The following is a 20945-nucleotide window of genomic DNA, read 5'->3' on the forward strand; positions in this document are numbered from 1 at the left end:
CGCACCCCCGGTCGTGGCCGCGCCGCCGCTCGCCGCCGCGCCGCCGGCCGCCGCCGCGCCGCCGGCCGCCGCCGCGCCACCGGAACAGGCCACGCTGAGGCGCGCCGCTTCGCCGGAACAGGTGGCCGGTCCCACGCTCGCCGCCCCGCCGGCGTCCGACGCCGGCGCGCCCACCGTCTACCAGGTGGCGAAGGGCGACTACCTGGGCACGGTGGCCGAGCGGTACCTGGACGACTTCGAGCGCTACCGGGAGGTGGCCCGGCTGAACCGGCTCGCCGACCCGGACCGGATCCGCCCCGGCCAACTGCTGAAACTGCCCGGCGGGGCGGTGGACGAGGGAGCCCGCCGGCACGCCACCGGAGAGGTGGTCACCCCGGCCCGGCCGACCCCCGGCCCGGGTACGCCGGCCGCCGCTCCGGACGGACCGGCGGCGCCCGGATCGCCGACGACGCCCCTGAACGGAGCGGGCGTGACGTCGAACGCGGGCGGTGCCGGGGCGACCGGGCAGGCGCCGAAGGCGAAGCCGTCGCCAGGGCGGCCCGGGGCGGGGCCCACGGTGGCGGAACCGACGGGCCAGCCGCCGGCGATGGCGGCGGGGGCCGCCCCGGCCACCGCCGAGGAGGGCATCAACCGGCCGCTGGCGATCTCGGCGGTGCTGGCGGTGGCGAGCATCGTCGGCGCGCAGATCGGGGCGGTGCTCGGCCTGCGGAGACGGCCGGAGGCCGCCCGGGCCGCCGGCCGGGCGCTGGCCATCGGCCGGCATCGGAGGGACTGACCCGCGGCCCGGGTCAGGGCAGGCGGGCCTCGAGCCGGCCGTTGACCACCCGGGTCGGCAGGATGACCTGGTCGTTGGCGGCCGGCCCGTGCACCACCTCGCCACCGTTGAGCCGGAACGTGCTGCCGTGCCACGGGCACACCACGCAGTCGTGGCCGTCCACCTGCTCCACCTTGCCCTCGCCGAGCGGGCCGCTCTGGTGCGGACAGCGCTCCAGCATCACGGTGACGTCGTCGCCATGCCGGTAGAGGATCACCGACACCTCGTCGATCTCCCGGGTGACGAGCTGCCGCTGCGGCACGCTGGACAGGTCACCCAGCGGATGCCAGCCCTCGCTCATCAGGTGCATCTCCGAGATGCTCTGGCTGACCTGCGCCCCCTGCTTGTAGGCGAGGTGCCCACCCAGGTACGCCCCACCGCTCGCCGCCGACAGCCCCGCGTACGCCAGCGCCCGGCCCATTCCGTGCCGGCCGTTCCGCCGGGCGACCAGCGAGCCGACGTAGCAGGCCAGCGCGACGCTGTTGGCGGCGGCGTGCACCAGACCGACCCGGCGCTGGTCGCGGGAGAGGGCCGCCCAGTCGTTGAGCCCGGCGACGGCCGCCGGTATGGCACTCACCGTGCCGACCCCGATCAGAGTGGTCGCAGCCCGGCGCTGCCCGGGCATCAGGTCCAGCACCGCGGCGCTCATCCAGGCGCCGACGGGCACCTGCACCATCGCCGGGTGCAGCGGGTGCCCCAGCCAGACACCGTGCAGGAAGTCCCGGATCCGCTGGCCGCGCAGCGTGCCCTGGACAGCCCGCTGAAGCCGGCCACCGATCCCGTCGAGGCGGGAGTTCTGTTCGAGTTTCATCAATAGTCCGCGCACCCGGTCCAACTTCCCGGCAGCCAAGCTCCCAAACCGGGCGGCAACCCCGAATCACCCCATCGGGTGTCAACTCGCGGAGCGGCCTCGCGGCGGTAATTCCGTCGCCTTCCGCGCCGCCGGCCGCCATCGTGGTCCAGGTGTACGCGCACGCCTCCCGCACCCCGTCGTCTTTGCCAGCGGCCCGGCTGGTCGCGGCGCTGAGCCGCCCCGAGGCCGTACCCCCGCCGCTGCTGATGCTGCTCGGGATGGTCTCCACCCAGGTCGGCGCGGCGGTGGCCAAGCAACTCTTCGCCGCCACCAGCACCGGGGGCACTACCACGCTGCGGCTCGGCCTCGGCGCCTTGGTCCTGCTGGTCGTCACTCGCCCGGCGCGGTGGCCCGGCTGGCGGGCGGCCGGCCTGGTCGGGGCGTTCGGGGTGGCGATGGCCGCCATGAACCTCGCCTTCTACGCCGCCCTGCAGCGGGTGCCGCTCGGGGTGGCGGTCACGGTCGGCTTCGCCGGCCCGCTGCTGGTGTCGCTGCTGGGCAGTCGCCGGGTGGTCGACGTGCTCTGGGCGCTGCTGGCCGGGGCGGGCGTCCTGTTCCTGGCCGGGCTCGGCGGGATCGGGGTCGACCCGCTCGGCCTGCTGCTCTGCGCGCTGATCGCGGTCGGCTGGGCCGGGTACGTGCTGCTCGGCAAGGCGATGAGCGGGCACGTGCCGGGCAGCCGGGGGCTGGCGTTGGGCATGGCGGTCGCTGCGCTCTGCGTACTCCCGTTCGGGGTGGCGTCCGGCGGCGCGGAACTGCTCGACCCCCGCATCGTGGCGCTCGGGCTGGGGGTGGCGCTGCTGTCGTCGGTGCTGCCGTACTCGGCGGAGCTGGCCGCGCTGCGCCGGATGCCGGCACGGGTCTTCGCGGTGCTGCTCAGCCTGGAGCCGGCGGTGGCGGCGCTGGTGGGCGCGCTGCTGCTCGGCGAGCTGCTGGCCTGGCCGCAACTGCTCGGCGTGGCCTGCGTGGTGGGGGCCGCCCTCGGCGCCACCCTGGCCCGCCGCAGCTGAGCGCTCACCGGCCACGCGGCTCGCGCCGCCCACCGGGCGGGCCGCGTCCTCGAGCCGGTCACCGAGCCCGGGCCCAGGAGAGGAAGCGCCCGGTCAGGTCCTCCGACGCGGCATGCCCGTTGAGCTGCGCCAGCTGCGCGCCCGCCTCGGCCATCAACGTGCTCAGGTAGACCAGCAGCGCCGTCCGGTCGGCCCGGTACTCGACCAGCAGGGCGAGCCGGGCCGGCTGGCAGAGCCACTCCGCGCCGCATCGCCGGCACCGCCACAGCGGACGCATCGGTAGGTGCGGGCGGGACGGCCGGCTCATCTGGTCCCGCCGTTCCGCCGCCATCCGCCGGCCCGCCACATGGGACCTGCGCCGGTGGCAGGAGGACGCCGACTTCGCGGTCAGCGTCCTGCGCCGCCCCGCCGGCTGATCCATTTGCCCCTATGCTGCCGGGATGTCTGACGGCCCGGTTGCCCCGGCCGCTCCGGCTCGCCTTGTCCGCCCGCGAAAGGCCCTCCGCCTGGTTGCGGCCGGGCTGCTGGTCGGACTGTTGACGCTCGGTGTCGCGGTGGCGGCAGCCCTGGCTCTCGCCAAGCTCGCCGAGCGGGAGCCGGCATCCTGCACCGAGGATGCGCCGTGCCTGCCCGACCTCGGGCCCGTGATCCTCGCCATCCTGTCCGTGCCGGTCCTGATGGCCGTCGTCGGCCCACTGGCCGCGAGGATCCTGCGGCTGCCCGCACCAGGGCTGTTCGCGATGCCGGTGGTCTGGGCCGTGGTGGTCGCGTGCGTGTTGTTGGGGCCGGCGGACCGGCGGCAGCACTGGCCGTTCGACAGCCCCGTCGGGCTGGGGTTCACCTTCCTGCTGCCCTACGCCGAGCTGGCGCTGTGGGCGGGCCACCGCCGGGGCGGCACCTCGCCCGACACCGGCGCCGGCCCGTCGACCTGATCGTCAGGCGGGGGCGGCGACCGTGCGGGCGGCGGCCGGATCGAGCGGGCTGCCGGCCGGCACCAGGCTCACCAGGCTGGCGGGCAGCCGGACCGGGCGGACGCCGGCGTAGCGGCGCCGGACTCGACCACCGCGCCGCGCCCCGGGTTGCCCAGGGACGTCGCCGCGGCGGTGTCGGCCAACGCGCGGTCGAAACTGTTCTTCACCGTCGACTCTTCACCGTCGACTCGGCCGACGCCCGGGAGCTGTTCCGGCACACGAAACCCGAGCTGGACGAGCACGACGTCGCCCATCTTGACGTGTACACCGCTGCCGCCCGTTTGCTGGTCGGCAACCGGGAACTACCCGCGTTCACGTTCGTGACCAATCCGCCGGCGCCGGTCGTGGGTGAGGCGACCGCGATCCGGCAGGAATGCGCCACCGCCCACCGCCGCACCGACGGCGAGCCGCCGCTGCAGCAGCTCGCCCGCACGGCGATGAAGCGGCGCATGAACTCACCCGACCGCTGACCCGCTCGCTCGTTCGGGGGCTCGGCCGGGTGCGGCATGGGGGGCTCGTTCGGGGGTGTCCGCGACACGAGGCCCCACACGAGTCCCCTCCACCCGGCCTGTCAGGCACCTGACCTGCCCAAACCCGCCCGATAACAGAATCGGAAGCAAGATCAACTCAGCCAGACTCCCTACGGGATTCTCTCTCCAGGGGTGAACACACCTATGCCGCCACCGCGCTCTGCTGGCCTGCTGGCCATCTACCCCCACATCACCACCCGCGACCGCCTGCTGCTCCAACTCCTCGACGACCACCAGGTCCTCACCACCGACCAAATCCACCGCATCCTGTTCCACGCCCGCCGCACCTGCCAGATCCGGCTCGGCGAACTGGCCGCCCTGGGCCTGCTGGACCAGTTCCGGTTCCCCCGCGACGGCGGCGGCAGCCAACCATGGCACTGGACCCTCGGCCACCACGGCCACCGCTTCCAAGCCGCCGCCCAGCAGCGGCCCGAACCCACTATCCGGGCGAGCCGCCAGAGGATGCAGCGGCTGTCGGCCAACCCGCACCTGACACACCTGCTCACCGCCAACGAATTCTTCGTCCGACTCACCGCACACACCCGCCACCACGGCGAAACGCGGCTGGACCGGTGGTGGTCCGAGGCGACGACCACCAAACAGTTCCGCACCATCACCGCCGACGGACACGGCCTGTGGAGCGTCGCCGACACCACCGCAGGCTTCTGGTTGGAGACCGACACCGGCACCGAACCCCTGGGCCGGGTGGTGGCCAAGCTCGACCGGTACGCGCAGCTAATCCGGCGCGGCGGACCCCGCTACCCGGTGCTGTTCTGGCTCGGCAGCGAGCAACGCGAGGAACACCTTCACCGGCTCCTGCGCGGCGGGCGCGGCGATGCCCGATTCGCGACCGCCACCCACGCCACCGACCCCGCCGCAGCGGTCTGGCTCCCCGGCGGCGCCACCTGCCGTATCCGGCTCGCCGAGTTGCCCAGCGACCACGGCCAGCCTGTGGCGGACAACCCGAACTACGACGACGGCATATTCGTGCTCTGACAGGCCCTGACGAATCCTGTCAGCCCAGGTCACAAGCATGGTCGCGATTCCTGACAGGAGCGGTGGTGTCAGGTCACGAAGGTACGGTGAAGATTTCTTTCTTTGCTCGCACCGCCGCCCGTCTGTTCCCCTGTGGATGCCCCCGCGCCAGCGGGATCACCCAAAGCCCACCTCCCAGGTCGGCTCGTGACCCACGCCTCGCGCCTGTCACGGCAGCTTCCCAGCGTTAGACGCCGCGATCTGGTGGCACCACCACGGCCCCACCGATGTCAACGACCTCCTGCTCGCCAACGGCACCCCGGCCCACGTCCGGAAGCTGGCCGACAAGTCCGGCAACGTCGACGGCGGCGACCCGGAGCACGAGACCGACCGAGACGACGACAACGAGAAGAGTCCGACGGTCACCGTTGTGCAGGCGACACGTCGGTGACCGCAGGGTCATGGCCATCAAGGGCGCCCGGGCCGACCACGGCGACGACGGTGCAACGCTCGACGTGATCGTTTCCGAGAGCGGCATCGGTCACCCGACCGACGCGCGCCACAGCACCTCGCGGGCCTGGCGCTACTTTCGGCTTCGCTCCTGGCCCTGGACACTGACCACCTCCTCGCCCGGGTCGCCGACGACCTGGCCGCCGTCGAGGCCGCCGCTGTTGCGGTTTATCGCCGCGGCGCTGAAGACACCTTCAAGGTCGCCCACGCCGAACTTCAGGGCATTGCCGCGCTGCGCCTGGTCGACGTCCCGCGCCTGGCGGTGACCTGGTGAGTATTGAGGCCGTGTCCTGGGCTCTCAGCGACGCCCCGGACGTTCCGCCGTCTTGTCTCGCCGTCCTGATCGGCCTCGCCAACCACGCACACGCCGACGGGCGCGGCGCCTTCCCGTCGCAGGAGCGCCTGGCGTTCTACGCCGCAAGTCGATCCGCGCGGTCCGCAATGACCTCGCCGAACTGGCCCGCCTCGGCCTGATCCGCCGAGGCGACCAGCGTCACGCAATCCTCCTTCCCGCCGACCGTCGCCCGGTCGTCTGGGATCTCGCGATGCAACGCCGACGCCCACTCCCGGCAGCCCTGGAACCACTGGCCGAGCAGCAGCCGGGCCGCCCGACCGGGGCCCCGGAGCCTGTGGATAACCGGCCGGAAGCCGGCTTCCGGCCGGTCCCGGACCGGGCGGAAGTGCAATACCAGACGGCCGGAAGTGTGGTACCGAACGGCCGGAAGCCTGCTTCCGCCGAACCGTCCTTAACCATCAATAACCAACAGGGCCCGCGCCCGCTTCGCGGCGCAGCCCTCCCCCTCACCCCGCTGCCGCGCAGTGCCCGCGGCTGGCAACTGTGGCCCGTGTCGGTCCGAGGCCCTGGCCGCTGACCGATGACCGCCGCCGACGCCATCACCGCCGCCCTCCTCGGCAGGCCCGCGGTCATGCCCGCCCCCTTCGCCGTCGCTCGCCACCTGGTCGACAGGCCCGCCGAGGAGGCCGGGCCCGATCATCCGCGCCGCTAGCCACGACAACGCCACCCTCCCGCGCGACGCGAAGGAGACCCGCCCGATGGCCACTGTCCGAATCGCCGGCCGTAACTGGGCGTACGCCGGGGCAGTCCTCGGCGGGGCCGTGTCCATTGCGGCGAACGTCGGCCCACTCCTACGTCCGGGCCCGAAGACGCCCCGACCGACTGCTCGCCCGCAGGCCGGGGCCGTGGCCGGATCTGTCTTCTGGCCGGTGGCTCTGTTCGTGGCCGTGGAGATCCTGACCCGAACCGCATGGCCACCCGGCCCGATGGGCCGCCCTCCGATTCGGTGGCCTCCTCCCGGTGGCCGCCGCGGCCGCCCTCGTCTCCCACCGACACCTGTCCGGCCTCCTCGGCCATTGCAGCGAGGACGCGGTCACCGTCGCGGTCGGGCCACTGACCGTGGACGGCCTGATGCTCATGGCGACCGGGGCCCTCCTGGCGACCGGCTGTCCGACGGCCACGGACGCCGCCTCGGCCACGGCCACGAACATCCGGGCGGACGGCCATGCGTCAGAGACCGCCCTGCCGCAGGCCGCGGCCACGGTGGACACCACCCAGGCGGGCGACGGGCGGACCACCTCGGCCACCGCCACGGCCGCCCGTCGTCACCACGTCCGGCCGACCTCGCTCCGGCCTCGCCAGTCGGACGCGGCCAACGACTTGCCGTTCGCGGCGGACGGAAGCTTTCCAAGATGTGGAGTCGGCCTTCGGGCACCTTCTCGCGCCGGCCCGATTCGTTTACTCCATCAGCTCCAAAGCACGCGCTGACCGAACCACACTCGCCGCGCTAGACCGGCCCACATCGCACCGACTCTGGCGGCCGCACCCCGCCGCCCGCGACACGCGATCTCTGGCGCGCCGGCCGCCGCCGACGGCATGCTGACCCGATGGGAGTACGCGTCGAGCACGCCGGGCCGGTGACCACGGTGATCCTGGACCGGCCGGAGGCCCGCAACGCCGTCGACGGCCCGACCGCCCGGGCCCTGGCGGACGCCTTCCGTGCGTTCGAGGCCGATCCCAACGCGGCGGTCGCCGTGCTCTGGGGCGCGGGCGGCACCTTCTGCTCGGGCGCCGACCTCAAGGCCATCGGTACGCCCCGCGGCAACCGGGTCGAGCCGGAGGGCGACGGCCCGATGGGCCCGACCCGGATGCGCCTGTCCAAGCCGGTGCTCGCCGCGATCTCCGGGTACGCCGTGGCCGGCGGCCTGGAGCTGGCGCTCTGGTGCGACCTGCGGATCGCCGAGTCGGACGCGACGCTCGGGGTGTTCTGCCGGCGCTGGGGCGTACCCCTGATCGACGGCGGGACGGTGCGGCTGCCCCGGCTGATCGGGGAGAGCCGGGCCATGGACCTGATCCTCACCGGCCGCCCGGTCCCCGCCGACGAGGCGTACGCGATGGGTCTGGTGAACCGGCTGGTCGCGCCGGGCGAGGCCCGGGCGGCGGCCGAGCGGCTGGCCGCCGAGATCGCCCGGCACCCACAGACCTGCCTGCGCAACGACCGGGCGGCGCTGCTCGCCAACGCCGGCCTGCCCGAGCCGGAGGCGATGGCCACCGAGCTGGCCTTCGGCATGGAGTCGCTGATCACCGACGCGATGAAGGGCGCCGCCCGGTTCACCGAGGGCGCCGGCCGCCACGGCGCACCGGCCGACTGAGCCGGCCTACTTCAACGACCGCAGCGCGTCCTCGATGGCGCGGTGGAACGTCGGGTACGCGTAGATCATGTGCCGGAGGTGGCTGACCGGGACCGCCGCGTGCACCGCCACCACCAGCGCGGACAGCACCTCGCCCCCGGCCGGGCCGACCGAGGTGGCGCCGACCAGCACGCCCTGGTCGGCGTCGGCGATCAGCTTGATGAAGCCCGCGTTGCCGGCCTTGTGGATCCAGCCCCGGGCCGAGGCGGTCAGGTCGGCGTACCCGATCTGGACGTTGATGCCGCGCTCGCGGGCCTGCCGCTCGGTGAGGCCGACCGCGCCCACCTCCGGGTCGGTGAAGGTGACCCGGGGCAGCGCGCGGTAGTCGGCGCGCGGAACGCTGCCCGGCGCGGCGGTCGGCCCGCCGGCGCTCATCGCCCCGCCGACCGCGCTGGCCGCCCCGGCGGCGCCGCCGACCACGCTGGCGGTGCCGCTCGCGTCCGGGCCGCCGTTGGCATGCCGCATGTGGTCGAGCACGTCGGCCACCACGATGGCCGCCTGGTACATGGCGATGTGCGTGAACGCACCCTCGCCGGCGAGGTCGCCGACCGCCCAGATGCCCTCGGTGACGTGCATCCGCTCGTTGACCGGCAGGTAGCGCTGGGCGGCGTCCACGCCGACGGTGTCCAGGCCCAACTCCTCCAGGTGCGCCCTCCGGCCGGTCACCACCAGCAACTGCTCGCCGGTGAACTCGGTGCCGTCCGCGTGCACGGTGAAGGTGGTGCCGTCGTGGCTGACCCGCCCCGCCCGCACCCCGGTCTCGATCCGTACGCCGTCGGCGCGCAGCGCCCGGGCGGCCACCTCGGACGCCTCCGGCTCCTCGATGGCGAGCACCTGGTCGGCCGCCTCGATCACGGTCACCTGGACGCCGAACCGCGCGAAGACCTGGGCCAGTTCCAGCCCGATCGCGCCGCCGCCGAGCACCAGCAGCGACGCCGGCAGTTCCTCGACCTCGATCGCCTGGTGGTTCGTCCAGTACGGGGTGTCGGCCAGGCCGTCGATCGGCGGGATCGAGGGGCGGGTGCCGGTGCCCAGCACGATCCCGTACCGGGCCTCGAAGACCTGGTCGCCGACGCGTACCTGGTTGGGGCCGTCGAGCCGGCCGCTGCCCCGGACGAACCGGCCGCCCTTGCCGGTGAAGCGTTCGACCGCCACCCTGTCGTCCCAGGTGTCGGTGGCCTCCTCGCGAATGCGCTTGGCGACCGGCGCCCAGTCCGGCCGGACCTGCGCCGAGCCGGCCAGCTCGTTGACCCGGTGCGCCTCGGCCAGCGCGTTGGCCGCCCGGATCATCATCTTGCTGGGGATGCAGCCCCAGTACGGGCACTCGCCGCCGACCAGATCCCGCTCGATCCCGACAACGGTGAGGCCGGCCTCGGCGAGCCGCCCGGCCACCTCCTCGCCGCCGACCCCGAGCCCGACCACGACCACGTCCACCAGTTCCGGCTCCGCCATCCCGCCAGCATCCCGTACGCGTGGGCGGTGAGCCACCGCAGCGGGCGGAATTCGCACGCCCGTTCCGACATGGACGGCCTACCGTGGCCGGATGCACGCGCGCTTCGCCCCGGTCCGGGAGTGCTTCCACGACCTGCTCGCCACCGGGCGGGAGACGGGCGCCGGCCTGACCATCTGGTACGACGGGCAGCCGGTGGTCGACCTGACGGGCGGGCACCGCGCGGGCGTTCCGTCCGGCCCGGCCACCGCCGGCCACGCTGCCGCCGATAACCGGTGGCGGCCGGACACGCTGGTCAACGTCTACTCGGTCGGCAAGCCGGTGGCCGCGCTCTGCCTGCTCATGCTGGTCGACCGGGGCCGGGTCGAGCTGGACCGGCCGGTGTCGGCGTACTGGCCGGAGTTTCGCACCCCGGCGATTGTGCGCCAGGTGCTCAGCCACACCGCCGGGCTGCCGGCGTTTCCGGTGCCCCGGCCGGCCGGGGCGGTCGCCGACTGGTCGCTGCTCTGCGCCGACCTGGCCGCCGCCGAGCCGGAATGGACGCCGGGCACCGTCGCGGGCGAGCACGCCTGGACGTACGGGCACCTGGTGGGCGAGTTGGTGCGCCGGGTGGACGGGCGGTCGCTGGGCCGGTTCCTGGCCGAGGAGATCGCCGGACCGTGGCGCCTCGACCTGGGCTTCGGCCTGAGCCCGGCCGACCAGCGGCGCTGCGCCGACCTGTCGTACGCCGATCCGGGCTGGCCGACCCGCATGCTGGGCGAGCCCGGGTCGCTGCGGGCCCGGGCGATCGGCAACCCGGCCGGCGGCCTCGACCTGGCGGTGGTGAACCACCCACTGTGGCGGTCCGCCGAGGTCCCGGCGGTGAACCTGCACGCCACCGCGTCCGGCCTGGCCCGCCTCTACGCGGGCCTGCTCGCCGGCGGCACCCTCGACGGGGTACGCCTGTTCAGCCCGGAGCTGGTCACCGAGGCGACCCGGGTGCAGTACGACGGCCCGGACCTAGTGCTGGACCGGCGGGCGTACTGGACCTTGGGCATGCAGTGGGAGCCGGACGGGAGCTGGGGCATGGGCGGGATCGGCGGGAGCAGCGCCTGGGCCGACCCGGAACGGGGCTACACGTTCGCGTACGCGACGTCCCGCCTCGCCGAGCACGACCGGGTGGAAGAGCTGGTCGAGGCCCTGCACTCCTGCCTGTGACGGGCCCTTTTCACCCGGCCAGCGCCGGCTGGATCGCCGGCCCGGGGACGGCCACCAGCGTGCCGGCCGGGGTGAGCAGCGCCCGCGCGGCCACCGCCAGCCGCCGCGGCACGGGTACCCGGGCCCGCCGCGCGAAGACGTCGTAGCCCTGGGCGGCCACCTCGTCGAGGATTCCGCCGTAGAGCTCGTACGCGGTGCGCATGCAGGCCTGCGAGGCGGCGGTGAGCAGGGGGATGCCCGGCGCGGCCGCCGCGTAGTGGGCCTGGGCGCGGGTCACCGCGTACTTGATCAGCTCGCGGATCTGCGGCGTGCTGTGCCCGACCGCCCGGGCGGCGAGCAGGTCGGCGCGGGTGACGTCGAACATCGCCAGGTGCGCGTCGGGGAGGTAGGTCCGGCCCCGGTCCAGGTCCTCCGCGACGTCCCGGATGAAGTTGGTGAGCTGGAACGCCAGGCCGAGCTGGCGGGCCGGTTCCCGGGCGGCGGCCGGGTCGGAGCTGCCCAGGATCGGCAGCATCATGGTGCCGATGACGGCGGCCGAGCCCTCCATGTAGTCGAGCAGGTCGGCATAGGTCGGGTACCCCGTGACCGTCAGGTCCATCGCCATGCTGTGCAGGAACGACGCGAAGTCGGCGGGGTCCAGCTCGAAGACGGCGATGGTGTGCAGCACGGCGGGGAGCAGCGGGTCGTCGACCGGCTCCCCGCGCAGCCCGGCGGCGAAGCGGTCCGACCAGGCGGCGAGCCGGGCGGCGCGCTCGGCCGGCGTCAGGTCCTCGGTCGAGTCGACGATCTCGTCGGCGTACCGGGTGAATCCGTAGAGGGCGTGCACGTGCCGCCGTTTCCAAGCGGGCAGCAGACGGGTGGCGAGATAGTAGGTCCGACCGTGACGTCGGTGCAGCTCACGACAACGGTCGTAGGCCGCGGCGAGATCAACGTCCACCGGCCCCCCTCATATCGACGCATCAATCGACGCAACTCGTAGCCTAAGGTACGCTCCCCGACATGGCCAACGACGCAGTGGCGGCGAGACCGACGCAGCGGTGAGGGAAGTGGACACATGCGGAGCGTGACCGGACGGACCGACCGGGTGGTGGTCGTCGGCGCCGGCCTGGGCGGGCTGGCCTGCGCGCTGCACCTGGCCGGACACGGCCGGGAGGTGACCGTCCTGGAACGCGAGGCGGTACCGGGCGGACGCGCCGGGCGGCACGCCGTCGACGGGTACGAGTTCGACACCGGCCCGACCGTGCTCACCATGCCGGACCTGATCGCCGAGGCACTCGGCGCGGTCGGCGAGGAGCTGACCGACTGGCTCGACCTGACCCCGCTGGACCCGGCGTACCGGGCGTACTACCCGGACGGGTCGACGCTCGACGTGATCACCGACACCACCCGGATGGCCGCCGAGATCGCCCGGGTCTGCGGCCCCCGCGAGGCCGACGGCTACCTGCGGTTCGTCGACTACGCCCGGAACCTGTGGCAGTGGGAGCGGGCCGACTTCATCGAACGCAATCTGGACGCGCCTACCGACCTGCTCACCGTCAACCTGGTGAAGCTGCTGGCCAACGGGGCGTTCCGCCGACTCCAGACGAAGATCAACCAGTTCTTCCGCGACCCGCGTACCCAGCGGATATTCTCCTTCCAGGCGATGTACGCCGGCCTCGCGCCACACGACGCGCTGGCCATCTACGCGGTCATCGCGTACCTCGACTCGGTGGCCGGGGTGTCCTTCCCGCGCGGCGGCATCCACGCGGTCTCCCGGGCGATGGCCGGCGCGGCGGAGAAGCACGGCGTGAAGATCCGGTACGCGACCACGGTGAGCCGGGTGGAGACCGCCGGCGGCCGGGCCACCGGGGTGGTGACCACCGACGGCGAGTTCGTCCCCGCGGACGTCGTGGTGCTCAACCCCGACCTGCCGGTCGCCTACCGGGACCTGCTGCCCGCCGGCCGGCAGCGGCAGCTCACCTACTCGCCCTCCTGCGTGGTGCTGCACGTCGGTTCGAGGCAGGGCTATGCGAAGATCGCCCACCACAACATCCACTTCGGACGATCCTGGAAGGGCACGTTCGACGAGGTGATCCGGCGAGGCGAGCTGATGACCGACCCGTCGCTGCTGGTGACGAACCCGAGCCGGACCGACCCGTCGGTAGCCCCGGCCGGGCGGCACACCTACTACGTGCTCGCCCCGGTGCCGAACCTCGACCGGGCGCCCCTCGACTGGCGCGGCGACCTGACCCACCGGTATGCCGACCAGCTCGTCGAGACCCTGGAGCAGCGGGGCTACGTCGGCTTCGGGGCCGGGATCGAAGTGCTGCACACCATCACCCCGGCCGAATGGGCGGAGCAGGGCATGGCCGCCGGCACCCCGTTCGCCGCCGCGCACAACCTCTTCCAGACCGGGCCGTTCCGCCCGACCAACCTGCACCGGACGCTCGGCAACGTGGTCTTCGTCGGCTCCGGCACGCAGCCCGGGGTGGGAGTGCCCATGGTCCTGATCAGCGGCAAGCTCGCCGCCGCGCGCATCACCGGAGCCGGTCGGTGAGCGCGTGGCGCGACGCGGCCCCAAACGAAAGGCCGGTCCAGTGACGTCCCGCGAAGAACACCTGGTCGAGTTGGTCGACGACGCCGGGCACGCGCTCGGCGAGACCACCGTGGCCGCCGCCCACCAGCCGCCCGGTCGGCTGCACCGGGCGTTCTCGGTGCTGCTGGTCGACCCGGACGGGCGGATCCTGCTCCAGCAGCGGGCCGCCGTGAAGACGCGGTTCCCGCTGCGCTGGGCCAACTCCTGCTGCGGCCACCCGCTACCCGGCCAGCCGCTGGCCGAGGCCGCCAACCGGCGGCTGGCCGAGGAACTGGGTGTCGACCCGGTCGACCTCACCGAGATCGGGGTCTACGTCTACTACGCCGAGGACCCGGCCACCGGCCGCGTCGAGTTCGAGTACGACCACGTGCTGCGCGCCGAGGTGCCCGCCGATCTGCCCACCCGACCCGACCCCGAAGAGGTGGCCAGCCTGCGCTGGGTCGACCCGGGCGAGCTGACGGCAGACCTCGACGTCGACCCCCGCGCGTACTCGCCGTGGCTGGGCGGGGTGGTGAGCCGGCTGCTGCGGCCGGCGGGTCCCGTCGCCGACCCGGCCCGTCCGGCGCCGGCCGATCAGGCACCGGAGCGGCCGGGTGGCCGATGAGGCGCTGAGCGCGGGGCCGGTCGCCCGCCGCCTGGGGGTCGCGGTCACCACCCTGCGCACCTGGCACCAGCGCTACGGCCTCGGTCCCAGCGAGCACCTACCGGGACACCACCGGCGCTACACGCCGGCGGACCTCGCCCGCCTGGAGATCATGCGCCGGCTCACCGTCGAGGGGGTGGCCCCGGCCGAGGCGGCCCGCTGGGCCCGGCAGGCGCCCGCGGTGGTCCCGCCCGACCTCGGCGCGCGGCTCCAGCGACAACGCCAGCCCGGCGGGTCTGACGCCGCGCGGCGACCCGGGGCCATCGCCCCACGGGCCGCCCGGGACGGCGGCGGGACGACCATCCCGGTCGGCCGGGCTGGTCCGGTCGCCCGCGGACTGGCCCGCGCCGCCATGCGGCTGGACTCGATGGCGATCGGCGAGACGATCGCGCACGCCGTCGCCACCGACGGCGTGGTGGCGACCTGGGACGGGCTGCTCCGACCGGTGCTTGCCGGGATCGGCGAACGGCACGCCGCCACTGCCGCGCTGATCGAGGTGGAACACCTGATGTCCCGGTGCATCTCCGAGGCGCTCGCCGCGGCGGCCCGCTCGCACCCGACCGCCGGCCCACCCCCGATCCTGCTCTCCTGCGCCGACGAGGAACAGCACACGCTGCCGCTCGAGGCGTTGGGCGCCGCGCTCGCCGAGACGGGAGTGGGCTACCGGATGCTGGGGGCACGGGTGCCGGTGGCGGCCCTGCTCGAGGCCGTTGACCGGACCGGGCCGGCCGCCGTAGCGCTCTGGTCGCACACCCGGGCCACCGCCGGTCCGCACCAGCTCTCCGCGCTGCTCGCCGCCCCTCGCCGGCCGCTGATGGTGCTCGCCGCCGGGCCGGGGTGGCAGGCCGACACGCTGCCGGCCGGCGTGGTGCGGCCGGTGGACCTGACCGAGGCGGTCTCACTGGCGGTGGCCGTACGGGACTCGCTGGAGCAGCCGACGGATGGCTGACGCCCCCCTCCCGATTCGGCCCGACGTCCACTACCGTCGGTAAGTCATACCCCGACCCCTCTTCGGGAGCGACGATGCGTTCACGCGCCGTGCTGGCGCTCACCCTCGGCCTGGTCCTGCTGGTGACCGGCTGCGGCAAGCCCGGCAAGCCCCCCGCCCAGGCGGGCAGCCCGCCGACGGCCTCGGCCACCCCAACGCCGGAGCCGAGCCCCACCCCGGAGCCCAAGCGCACCACCCCGCCGAAGCCGAAGCTGCGTCCGCTGCCTAAGACCCTGCCCGCCGGGCTGCAGCGCCGCAGCGGCACCCGGGAGGTCGCACTGACCTTCGACGACGGGCCTGACCCCCGGTGGACGCCGCAGATCCTGGACCAGTTGCGGGCGGCCCACGTCACGGCGACCTTCTGCCTGATCGGCACGCAGGCCCGCCGCCACCCGGCGCTGGTGGCACGGATCGTCCGGGAGGGCCACCAGCTCTGCAACCACAGCTGGCGGCACGACCTGAACCTCGGCCGGCGGCCGGTCGCGCAGATCCGGGCGGACCTGGTGCGCACCAACCAAGCCATCCGGGCCGCCGTGCCGGACGCCAAGATCAGCTGGTTCCGCCAGCCCGGCGGCCGGTGGACGCCGGAGGAGGTGACGGTCGCCCGCCAGCTCGGCATGCACCCGCTGCACTGGACCGTCGACCCGCAGGACTGGGACCACCCGCCCACCAAGACGATCATCAAGCGGGTGGCGGCGTCGGCGCGCCCTGGCTCGATCGTGCTAATGCATGACGGAGGCGGCGACCGGCGCCAGACCCTGGCGGCCTGCCGGCAGCTGATCCCCGACCTCAAGCGCCGGTACGGTCTCGCCCCACCCCGCTGACCTGTGCTTCCGCCCGTCGTCACGGCCAGGGGCATACCGGTTTGGCCGACCGCCGGGGCATGGCATATGCTTCTCATGCCTCCGGCGGGGCCGGATGGGAGCAAGTCCGCTTGAAGTTGCGAGTGTGCAATGATGGCGGGGCCGCCCTCATCGTCTAGCGGCCCAGGACGCCGCCCTTTCAAGGCGGTAGCACGGGTTCGAATCCCGTTGGGGGCACTGTCCGGCTCAGGCCGGATGCAACACCAGCCAGGTCCTGTGGAGCAGTTGGAGTGCTCGCCGCCCTGTCAAGGCGGAGGTCGCGGGTTCAAGTCCCGTCAGGACCGCCAGCGCTGACGCCGCGCTCATCTGCGCGGCGTTCTGCGTATCGGCCCCATGCGGTAGCATGAGCCGAGCGGTACGGCCAGGTAGCTCAGTTGGTACGAGCGTCCGACTGAAAATCGGAAGGTCGGCGGTTCGACCCCGCCCCTGGCCACATAGCCTTTCGCCGGGCTACCTGAGCGCCGACCAGCGGAAACGCCGGTCGGCGCTCTGCGTTGCACCCCGGAATCCCGCTTGTCCGGTCTGACCCTCGCCGGCCGGGAGCGAGGCGAATGTGTCCCACTGCGGTGGTCGCAGCGACAAGCCTTTGCATCGTCGGGATGGCAACACGGCTTGTTCAAGTCAACATAAAGGCTCGGGGCGGCTCCGCGCTGGGCGGTTTCTGGGCGGAGGCGCTCGGCTGGGGAGTCTCCAGCGAGGGACCCGGCGTGACCAACCTCGAACCCGAGGGCTTCGCCTACCCCGACCCCGTCGCCGTCTGCGTCGACCTCATCGCCTCCCCGGAACCCAAGACGGTGAAGAACCGCGTGCACGTCGACCTCGCCACCACCTCGGCGGCCCATCAGGCGGAGGTGGTCACGCGCCTGAAGGATCTCGGCGCAACACCCGCCGACGTAGGCCAGGGCGACGTGCCCCATGGACGGTCATGGCCGACCCAGAGGGCAACGAGTTCTGCGTGCTGGACCCCCGACCGCTCTATCGAGACACCGGAACGATCGCCGCGGTAGTGGTCGACTGCGCGGATCCGCGAGCCATGGTCCGCTTGTGGGGCAAGGCCAGGGACTGGACCCTGCACGAGGTGACCGACCACCACGTGGTACTGCGCTCCGCCAAGGGCGTCGGCCCATATCTGCAGTTCCTCCGCACACCGGACGTGAAGACCGTGTGGAACCGCGTCCATCTCGACGTCCGCCCATACCCGGGTGACGACCTGGAGGCCGAGGCGGTCAGACTGCGAACGCTCGGCGCCACCGCCATCGACCTGGGCCACGATGTCCCGTGGACGGTCCTCGCCGACCCGGAAGGCAACGAGTTCTGTCTCCTCGCCCCAGGCTGACCCAAGAGCCGGCGTTGCCGCATGGCGGGAGCCGGAATCCAAGCCGCCTAAGTCTGCGGAACTGGTTCTGAGGTGGTATCCGAAATGGTGGGCCTGACAGTTCCCTTTCGGGAAATCTCGCTCCCAGTGTCGGGAAGCGGGCGCACCGTGCAGCTGCACAGCGAGGCATCAGCCGGTATGGTCCGGGCTTATGGGACAGGAGATGGCCGATCCGGATGAGGTTCGTCAGGAATTCGACCGGTTCAATCTCCACAGCAGCCTTTTCGCCCCAGCCTCTGCCGAACGGGCGTTCGCGGTCTTCACCGGGTCGCTGGCCGACTGGTGGGTACGCGAATACACCTGGTCCGGGCCGGAGGCCTTGGCCGAACTGGGGATGGAGCCCCGGGCCGGCGGCATGCTCTACGAGATCGGCCCCTACGGCTTCCGCAGCGACTGGGGCCGGGTGCTGACCTGGGATCCACCCCGCCGGCTGGTCTTCACCTGGCAGATCGGGCCGGACCGGGTGGCGGTGCCGGACCCGGCGCGGGCGAGCGAGGTCGAGGTGCTCTTCCAGCCGGAAGGGCCGGAGCTGACCCGGGTCGACGTCGAGCACCGCTACTTCGACCGGCACGGTGCGGCCGCCGAGGGTTACCGCAAGGCGCTCACCGCCGGCTGGCACGAACTGCTCTGCCGCTACCTGGCCACGGTCGCCCGCACTGCGGCCTGACCGGAGCGCCCGACGGTCCGGGCTCGCCGCCGAAAGTCCGACCAGGACCGGTGCACCCCCGCCGGTCCGGGCTCACCGCGCGATGCCCCGGGTCGCGGTGCCCCGGCCGGCCACGCCGGTGCCGCCCAGGTCGACCCGGCGACCCGCCGCCGCACCCGAGCCGAACCCGGTGCCGGCCAGCCGGCGGGCCGGCGCGGTACGCAGCCGGGGGTAGACCTCGGCGAGCCGGCGCTGGACCCGATCGGAGCGGTCGGCCAGCACCAGCGCCGCCGAGGGCGCACCGGACTCGGCCACCGCGTCGGCTTCGGCCGCGCACAGCCGCTCCGCCACCACCTGGGCGAACCCGGCCAGCCAGGTACGTCGGAACGCGGCCGGATGCTCCCCGGCCGGTACGGCGGCACCGGCCAACCCGTGCGCGGCCTGCACCAGCAGCGAGGTGAAGAGCAGCTCGACCCGTTCCAGGTCGCTGGCGAAGCCGAACAGGTGCATCGCGAAGCCGCTGCCCTGCCGTCGTCGTACGCAGCGGCAGCGCAGCGGGTCGGCGACCGCCGCGAGCAGGCCGGCCTTGTCCCGGGCGTACGGGGCGACGACCTCGACCACCCGGTCGCCAACCGGGTCGGTGGCCGGTTCCCGGGCGGCAAGCAGCGCCCGGTCCACGCCGTAGCGGGCGATCAGTTCGGTCGCCTTGGCCATGAACGCCGCCGCCTCGGCCGGCGTGCAGGCCGGATCCTCGGCCTGGGCTAGCAGCTTGCGCACCTTGCTCAGCATCGCCTCGGACATGCCGCCAGTGCTACCACAGCGACGGGACCGGTCGGGATGCGCCGGGCCCGGCGCGCTGGCCGTGCCCGGCCGACCCGCAGCGCCGGCCCTGAGCCGTGGACCCGGCGGTCAGCCCGCCCGGCTGTGCAGCGTGGCGACCGTCGACCCGGCCAGGGTGAGCAGGCAGTCCGGCAGCAGCCCGTCGGCGACCGCGGCGCCGAAGAGCGCCTCCCCGGTCTCGGCGTCGTCGTTGGCGTACGCGCTGACGAAGCGGGCCACCCAGCGGGTGTCGTAGTCGGCCTGGTCGATCCCGGGGAAGTCGAGCGCGCAACCGCCCGCCGGAGCGTCGTCCCCGACCATCGTGGCCGCCAGGCACCACGCCACCCCGTACGCCCCGGCCAGCCCGGAGCGGTCCACCACGGCATCGAAGGTGCCCACCACCGCGTCGCCGTCACCGGCCAGCGCCGAGCGGAGCACCGCGGTCGCGTCGTCCAGCGTCTGCTGTGCTTCGTCGGTCACCTGCCGAACAGTAGGACCGACGGTCAAGCCGTGACCCCGAAACGGCCCAGCAATCACGGTCCGTGATATCCGCAGTCGGGCTGCCGACGGAGCCACCTCCACGGTCCCGCGGGCTGCCCCGGCACGCTAATGTGCGCAGCGGACCTTCGCCGGAGGAAGGACGACAATGCTCGTATCACGCGCGTCGCGCGCGGCCATTTCCGTGGCCTGCGCGGCGCTCCTGCTCGCCACCAGCGCCTGCGGGAGCGACCAGCCCGAGGAGGCGAACACCACCACCCAGGTGCGCCTCTACGGCACCGACGGCAACATGCAGAACTCGTACGCGGCCGAACTGAAGGACCGGGCGAGCCTTCTGAACGGCATGAAGGGCACAATTCCGCTCACTCAACTGCCGGAAGGCTTCAAGGAACGACTACGGACCGTAGACCCGAAGCTGACCGACTACCTCTACTCCGCCGAGTCGTACGACGCGGTCGTGATCAGCGCGCTGGCCGCCCAGCTCGCCGGCACCACCCACCCGGAGGAGATCGCCAAACAGATCACCGGGGTGACCAACGGCGGCCAGCGCTGCGAGGATCCGGCGACCTGTCTGCGGCTCGCCCGAACCGGCCAGGACATCGAGTACCGCGGGGTATCGCTGACCCGGGCCGGGTTCACCGACGCCGGCGAGCCGGCCACCGCCAGCTACGCCACGCTGCACTTCGACCACGAGCAGATCAACGACGGCAAGACCGAGTTCGTCGGCGCCGGCGACGAGTCGGGGGCGAGCACCAAGGCCCCGCCGCCGGGGAAGAAGCAGCGCGGCGGCAAGTCGAGCAAGGGGGACGGCCCGCTGGTCCTCGGCGGCCTGCTGCCGAAGACCGGTGACCTGGCCCTGGCGTACCCGCCGCTGGCCGCCGGTGCGGCGCTCGCCGTCAAGGACATCAACGCCGCCGAGGGCGTGCTCGGCACGCCGGTGGTCTGGATCGACGGCGACGACGGCACCAACCCCGAGGTGGCGAAGGCGACCGTGGCGTCGCACGTGCAGCAGGGCGTCCAGGTCATCATCGGTGCGGCCGCGTCCGGGATCTCCCGGGCCGTGCTGCCCGACGTGGTCGCCGCCGGCCGGGTGCTCTTCTCCCCGTCGAACACCGACGCCGGGCTGACCACGATCGACGACCGGGGGCTCTACTTCCGCACCGCCCCGTCCGACATCCTGCAGGGCCGGGCCCTGGCCGACGTGATCATGCGGGACGGCCCGCACAAGGTCGCCATCGTGGCCCGCAAGGACTCCTACGGCGAGGGCCTGCAGGAGAACGTCCGCGCCGAGCTGGAGCGGGCCGGCCTGGGCGGTGACCGGGTCAAGCTGCTCACGTACCCGCCGCCGGCGGGCGCGGACGCGCCGCCGGTGGACTTCTCCGCCGGGGCCAGGGAGATAAAGGACTACGGGGCGGACGCCGTGCTGATCATCGGCTTCGGCGAGTCGCTGAAGGTGATCACCGCGCTGGCCGACGCCGGGGTGCAGATCCAGCACTGAGCGACGACGAGGGCCGCACCTACC

The 20945-nt window shown here is 73.4% G+C and carries 23 protein-coding genes, 3 tRNA genes and 1 pseudogene; 20 read left to right on the forward strand and 7 right to left on the reverse strand.

Annotation, left to right across the window (positions count from 1 at the left end):
* Nucleotides 1–775 (forward strand): LysM peptidoglycan-binding domain-containing protein (locus A6A27_RS13650; protein ID WP_143193989.1); only part of this gene is annotated, 775 nt, incomplete at its 5' end.
* A gap of 13 nt (nt 776–788) precedes the next feature.
* Here the strand turns inward: A6A27_RS13650 and A6A27_RS13655 are convergent.
* The gene (locus tag A6A27_RS13655; RefSeq protein ID WP_073835091.1) at nt 789–1640 is read right to left on the reverse strand and encodes a Rieske 2Fe-2S domain-containing protein; all 852 of its coding nucleotides are present in this window, start codon (nt 1638–1640) and stop codon (nt 789–791) included.
* A gap of 137 nt (nt 1641–1777) precedes the next feature.
* On the opposite strand from A6A27_RS13655, the gene A6A27_RS13660 reads away from it, so the two are divergent.
* A complete protein-coding gene (locus A6A27_RS13660) occupies nt 1778–2677 on the forward strand; it encodes an EamA family transporter (RefSeq protein ID WP_073834971.1) in 900 nt (299 codons plus the stop codon).
* Nucleotides 2678–2735: 58 nt separating this feature from the next.
* Here the strand turns inward: A6A27_RS13660 and A6A27_RS13665 are convergent, their stop codons facing one another.
* Nucleotides 2736–3098 carry a hypothetical protein gene (locus A6A27_RS13665; protein WP_241825253.1) on the reverse strand — a complete coding sequence of 121 codons (363 nt, stop codon included), beginning with the start codon at nt 3096–3098 and terminating at the stop codon, nt 2736–2738.
* A 19-nt stretch (nt 3099–3117) separates the two neighbouring features.
* Between A6A27_RS13665 and A6A27_RS13670 the strand changes: the two genes are divergently transcribed.
* Nucleotides 3118–3609 carry a hypothetical protein gene (locus tag A6A27_RS13670; RefSeq protein ID WP_073834972.1) on the forward strand — a complete coding sequence of 164 codons (492 nt, stop codon included), beginning with the start codon at nt 3118–3120 and terminating at the stop codon, nt 3607–3609.
* Between the two features lie 68 nt (nt 3610–3677).
* Here the strand turns inward: A6A27_RS13670 and A6A27_RS47430 are convergent, their stop codons facing one another.
* The gene (locus tag A6A27_RS47430) at nt 3678–3902 is read right to left on the reverse strand and encodes a hypothetical protein (RefSeq protein ID WP_198940295.1); all 225 of its coding nucleotides are present in this window, start codon (nt 3900–3902) and stop codon (nt 3678–3680) included.
* Nucleotides 3903–3908: 6 nt separating this feature from the next.
* Here A6A27_RS47430 and A6A27_RS47435 point away from each other — a divergent pair, with 6 nt between their 5' ends.
* The 6 genes from A6A27_RS47435 to A6A27_RS13700 all read left to right on the forward strand — a co-directional run bounded on the left by A6A27_RS47435 (nt 3909) and on the right by A6A27_RS13700 (nt 8330).
* Entirely contained in the window at nt 3909–4118 is a 210-nt protein-coding gene (locus A6A27_RS47435) for a hypothetical protein (RefSeq protein WP_198940296.1), read from the forward strand.
* 204 nt (nt 4119–4322) lie between these two features.
* Nucleotides 4323–5174, forward strand: a complete 852-nt coding sequence (locus A6A27_RS13680) for a replication-relaxation family protein (RefSeq protein WP_073834973.1) — start codon at nt 4323–4325, stop codon at nt 5172–5174.
* Nucleotides 5175–5614: 440 nt separating this feature from the next.
* Nucleotides 5615–5929, forward strand: coding sequence for a hypothetical protein (locus tag A6A27_RS44990; protein WP_198940297.1), 315 nt, complete (start codon nt 5615–5617; stop codon nt 5927–5929).
* A 4-nt stretch (nt 5930–5933) separates the two neighbouring features.
* Nucleotides 5934–6137 (forward strand): hypothetical protein, encoded by a 204-nt coding sequence (locus tag A6A27_RS43125; RefSeq protein WP_143193990.1) that lies wholly within the window; start codon nt 5934–5936, stop codon nt 6135–6137.
* 841 nt (nt 6138–6978) lie between these two features.
* Nucleotides 6979–7446 (forward strand): hypothetical protein, encoded by a 468-nt coding sequence (locus A6A27_RS13695; protein WP_073834976.1) that lies wholly within the window; start codon nt 6979–6981, stop codon nt 7444–7446.
* Nucleotides 7447–7565: 119 nt separating this feature from the next.
* Nucleotides 7566–8330, forward strand: coding sequence for a crotonase/enoyl-CoA hydratase family protein (locus A6A27_RS13700; protein ID WP_073834977.1), 765 nt, complete (start codon nt 7566–7568; stop codon nt 8328–8330).
* Nucleotides 8331–8336: 6 nt separating this feature from the next.
* Here the strand turns inward: A6A27_RS13700 and A6A27_RS13705 are convergent, their stop codons facing one another.
* Nucleotides 8337–9821, reverse strand: a complete 1485-nt coding sequence (locus A6A27_RS13705; protein ID WP_073834978.1) for a dihydrolipoyl dehydrogenase family protein — start codon at nt 9819–9821, stop codon at nt 8337–8339.
* Between the two features lie 91 nt (nt 9822–9912).
* On the opposite strand from A6A27_RS13705, the gene A6A27_RS13710 reads away from it, so the two are divergent.
* The gene (locus A6A27_RS13710) at nt 9913–11016 is read left to right on the forward strand and encodes a serine hydrolase domain-containing protein (RefSeq protein ID WP_073834979.1); all 1104 of its coding nucleotides are present in this window, start codon (nt 9913–9915) and stop codon (nt 11014–11016) included.
* Between the two features lie 10 nt (nt 11017–11026).
* On the opposite strand, the gene A6A27_RS13715 is transcribed toward A6A27_RS13710, so the two are convergent.
* Nucleotides 11027–11953: a phytoene/squalene synthase family protein gene (locus A6A27_RS13715; RefSeq protein WP_073834980.1), complete on the reverse strand. Its 927-nt coding sequence runs from the start codon at nt 11951–11953 to the stop codon at nt 11027–11029.
* 117 nt (nt 11954–12070) lie between these two features.
* Here A6A27_RS13715 and crtI point away from each other — a divergent pair, with 117 nt between their 5' ends.
* The 9 genes and pseudogenes from crtI to A6A27_RS13760 all read left to right on the forward strand — a co-directional run bounded on the left by crtI (nt 12071) and on the right by A6A27_RS13760 (nt 18127).
* Entirely contained in the window at nt 12071–13552 is a 1482-nt protein-coding gene (crtI, locus tag A6A27_RS13720) for a phytoene desaturase family protein (protein ID WP_073834981.1), read from the forward strand.
* A 40-nt stretch (nt 13553–13592) separates the two neighbouring features.
* Nucleotides 13593–14195, forward strand: coding sequence for an isopentenyl-diphosphate Delta-isomerase (gene idi, locus A6A27_RS13725; RefSeq protein WP_073834982.1), 603 nt, complete (start codon nt 13593–13595; stop codon nt 14193–14195).
* Complete coding sequence (locus tag A6A27_RS13730; protein WP_073834983.1) at nt 14185–15183, forward strand: MerR family transcriptional regulator; 999 nt, start codon at nt 14185–14187, stop codon at nt 15181–15183. Before idi ends, A6A27_RS13730 begins: the two co-directional genes overlap by 11 nt.
* A gap of 74 nt (nt 15184–15257) precedes the next feature.
* A complete protein-coding gene (locus A6A27_RS13735) occupies nt 15258–16046 on the forward strand; it encodes a polysaccharide deacetylase family protein (protein ID WP_073834984.1) in 789 nt (262 codons plus the stop codon).
* 143 nt (nt 16047–16189) lie between these two features.
* Nucleotides 16190–16262 (forward strand) — tRNA-Glu (locus A6A27_RS13740).
* Between the two features lie 33 nt (nt 16263–16295).
* Nucleotides 16296–16372: transfer RNA gene (locus A6A27_RS13745), tRNA-Asp, on the forward strand.
* Between the two features lie 72 nt (nt 16373–16444).
* Nucleotides 16445–16518, forward strand: a tRNA-Phe gene (locus A6A27_RS13750).
* 166 nt (nt 16519–16684) lie between these two features.
* Nucleotides 16685–17421: pseudogene (locus A6A27_RS13755) on the forward strand (VOC family protein).
* Between the two features lie 190 nt (nt 17422–17611).
* The gene (locus tag A6A27_RS13760; RefSeq protein WP_073834985.1) at nt 17612–18127 is read left to right on the forward strand and encodes an SRPBCC family protein; all 516 of its coding nucleotides are present in this window, start codon (nt 17612–17614) and stop codon (nt 18125–18127) included.
* Nucleotides 18128–18199: 72 nt separating this feature from the next.
* Here the strand turns inward: A6A27_RS13760 and A6A27_RS13765 are convergent, their stop codons facing one another.
* Both A6A27_RS13765 and A6A27_RS13770 read right to left on the reverse strand, forming a co-directional pair.
* Nucleotides 18200–18907: a DUF2786 domain-containing protein gene (locus A6A27_RS13765; protein WP_073834986.1), complete on the reverse strand. Its 708-nt coding sequence runs from the start codon at nt 18905–18907 to the stop codon at nt 18200–18202.
* Between the two features lie 108 nt (nt 18908–19015).
* On the reverse strand, nt 19016–19405 hold the full coding sequence (locus A6A27_RS13770; RefSeq protein WP_073834987.1) for a hypothetical protein: 390 nt from the start codon (nt 19403–19405) through the stop codon (nt 19016–19018).
* Nucleotides 19406–19571: 166 nt separating this feature from the next.
* On the opposite strand from A6A27_RS13770, the gene A6A27_RS13775 reads away from it, so the two are divergent.
* A complete protein-coding gene (locus tag A6A27_RS13775) occupies nt 19572–20921 on the forward strand; it encodes an ABC transporter substrate-binding protein (RefSeq protein WP_073834988.1) in 1350 nt (449 codons plus the stop codon).
* The last annotated feature ends 24 nt before the right edge of the window (nt 20922–20945 follow it).

The organism is Micromonospora sp. CB01531, from assembly GCF_001905095.1.
Classification (GTDB): Bacteria; Actinomycetota; Actinomycetes; order Mycobacteriales; family Micromonosporaceae; genus Micromonospora.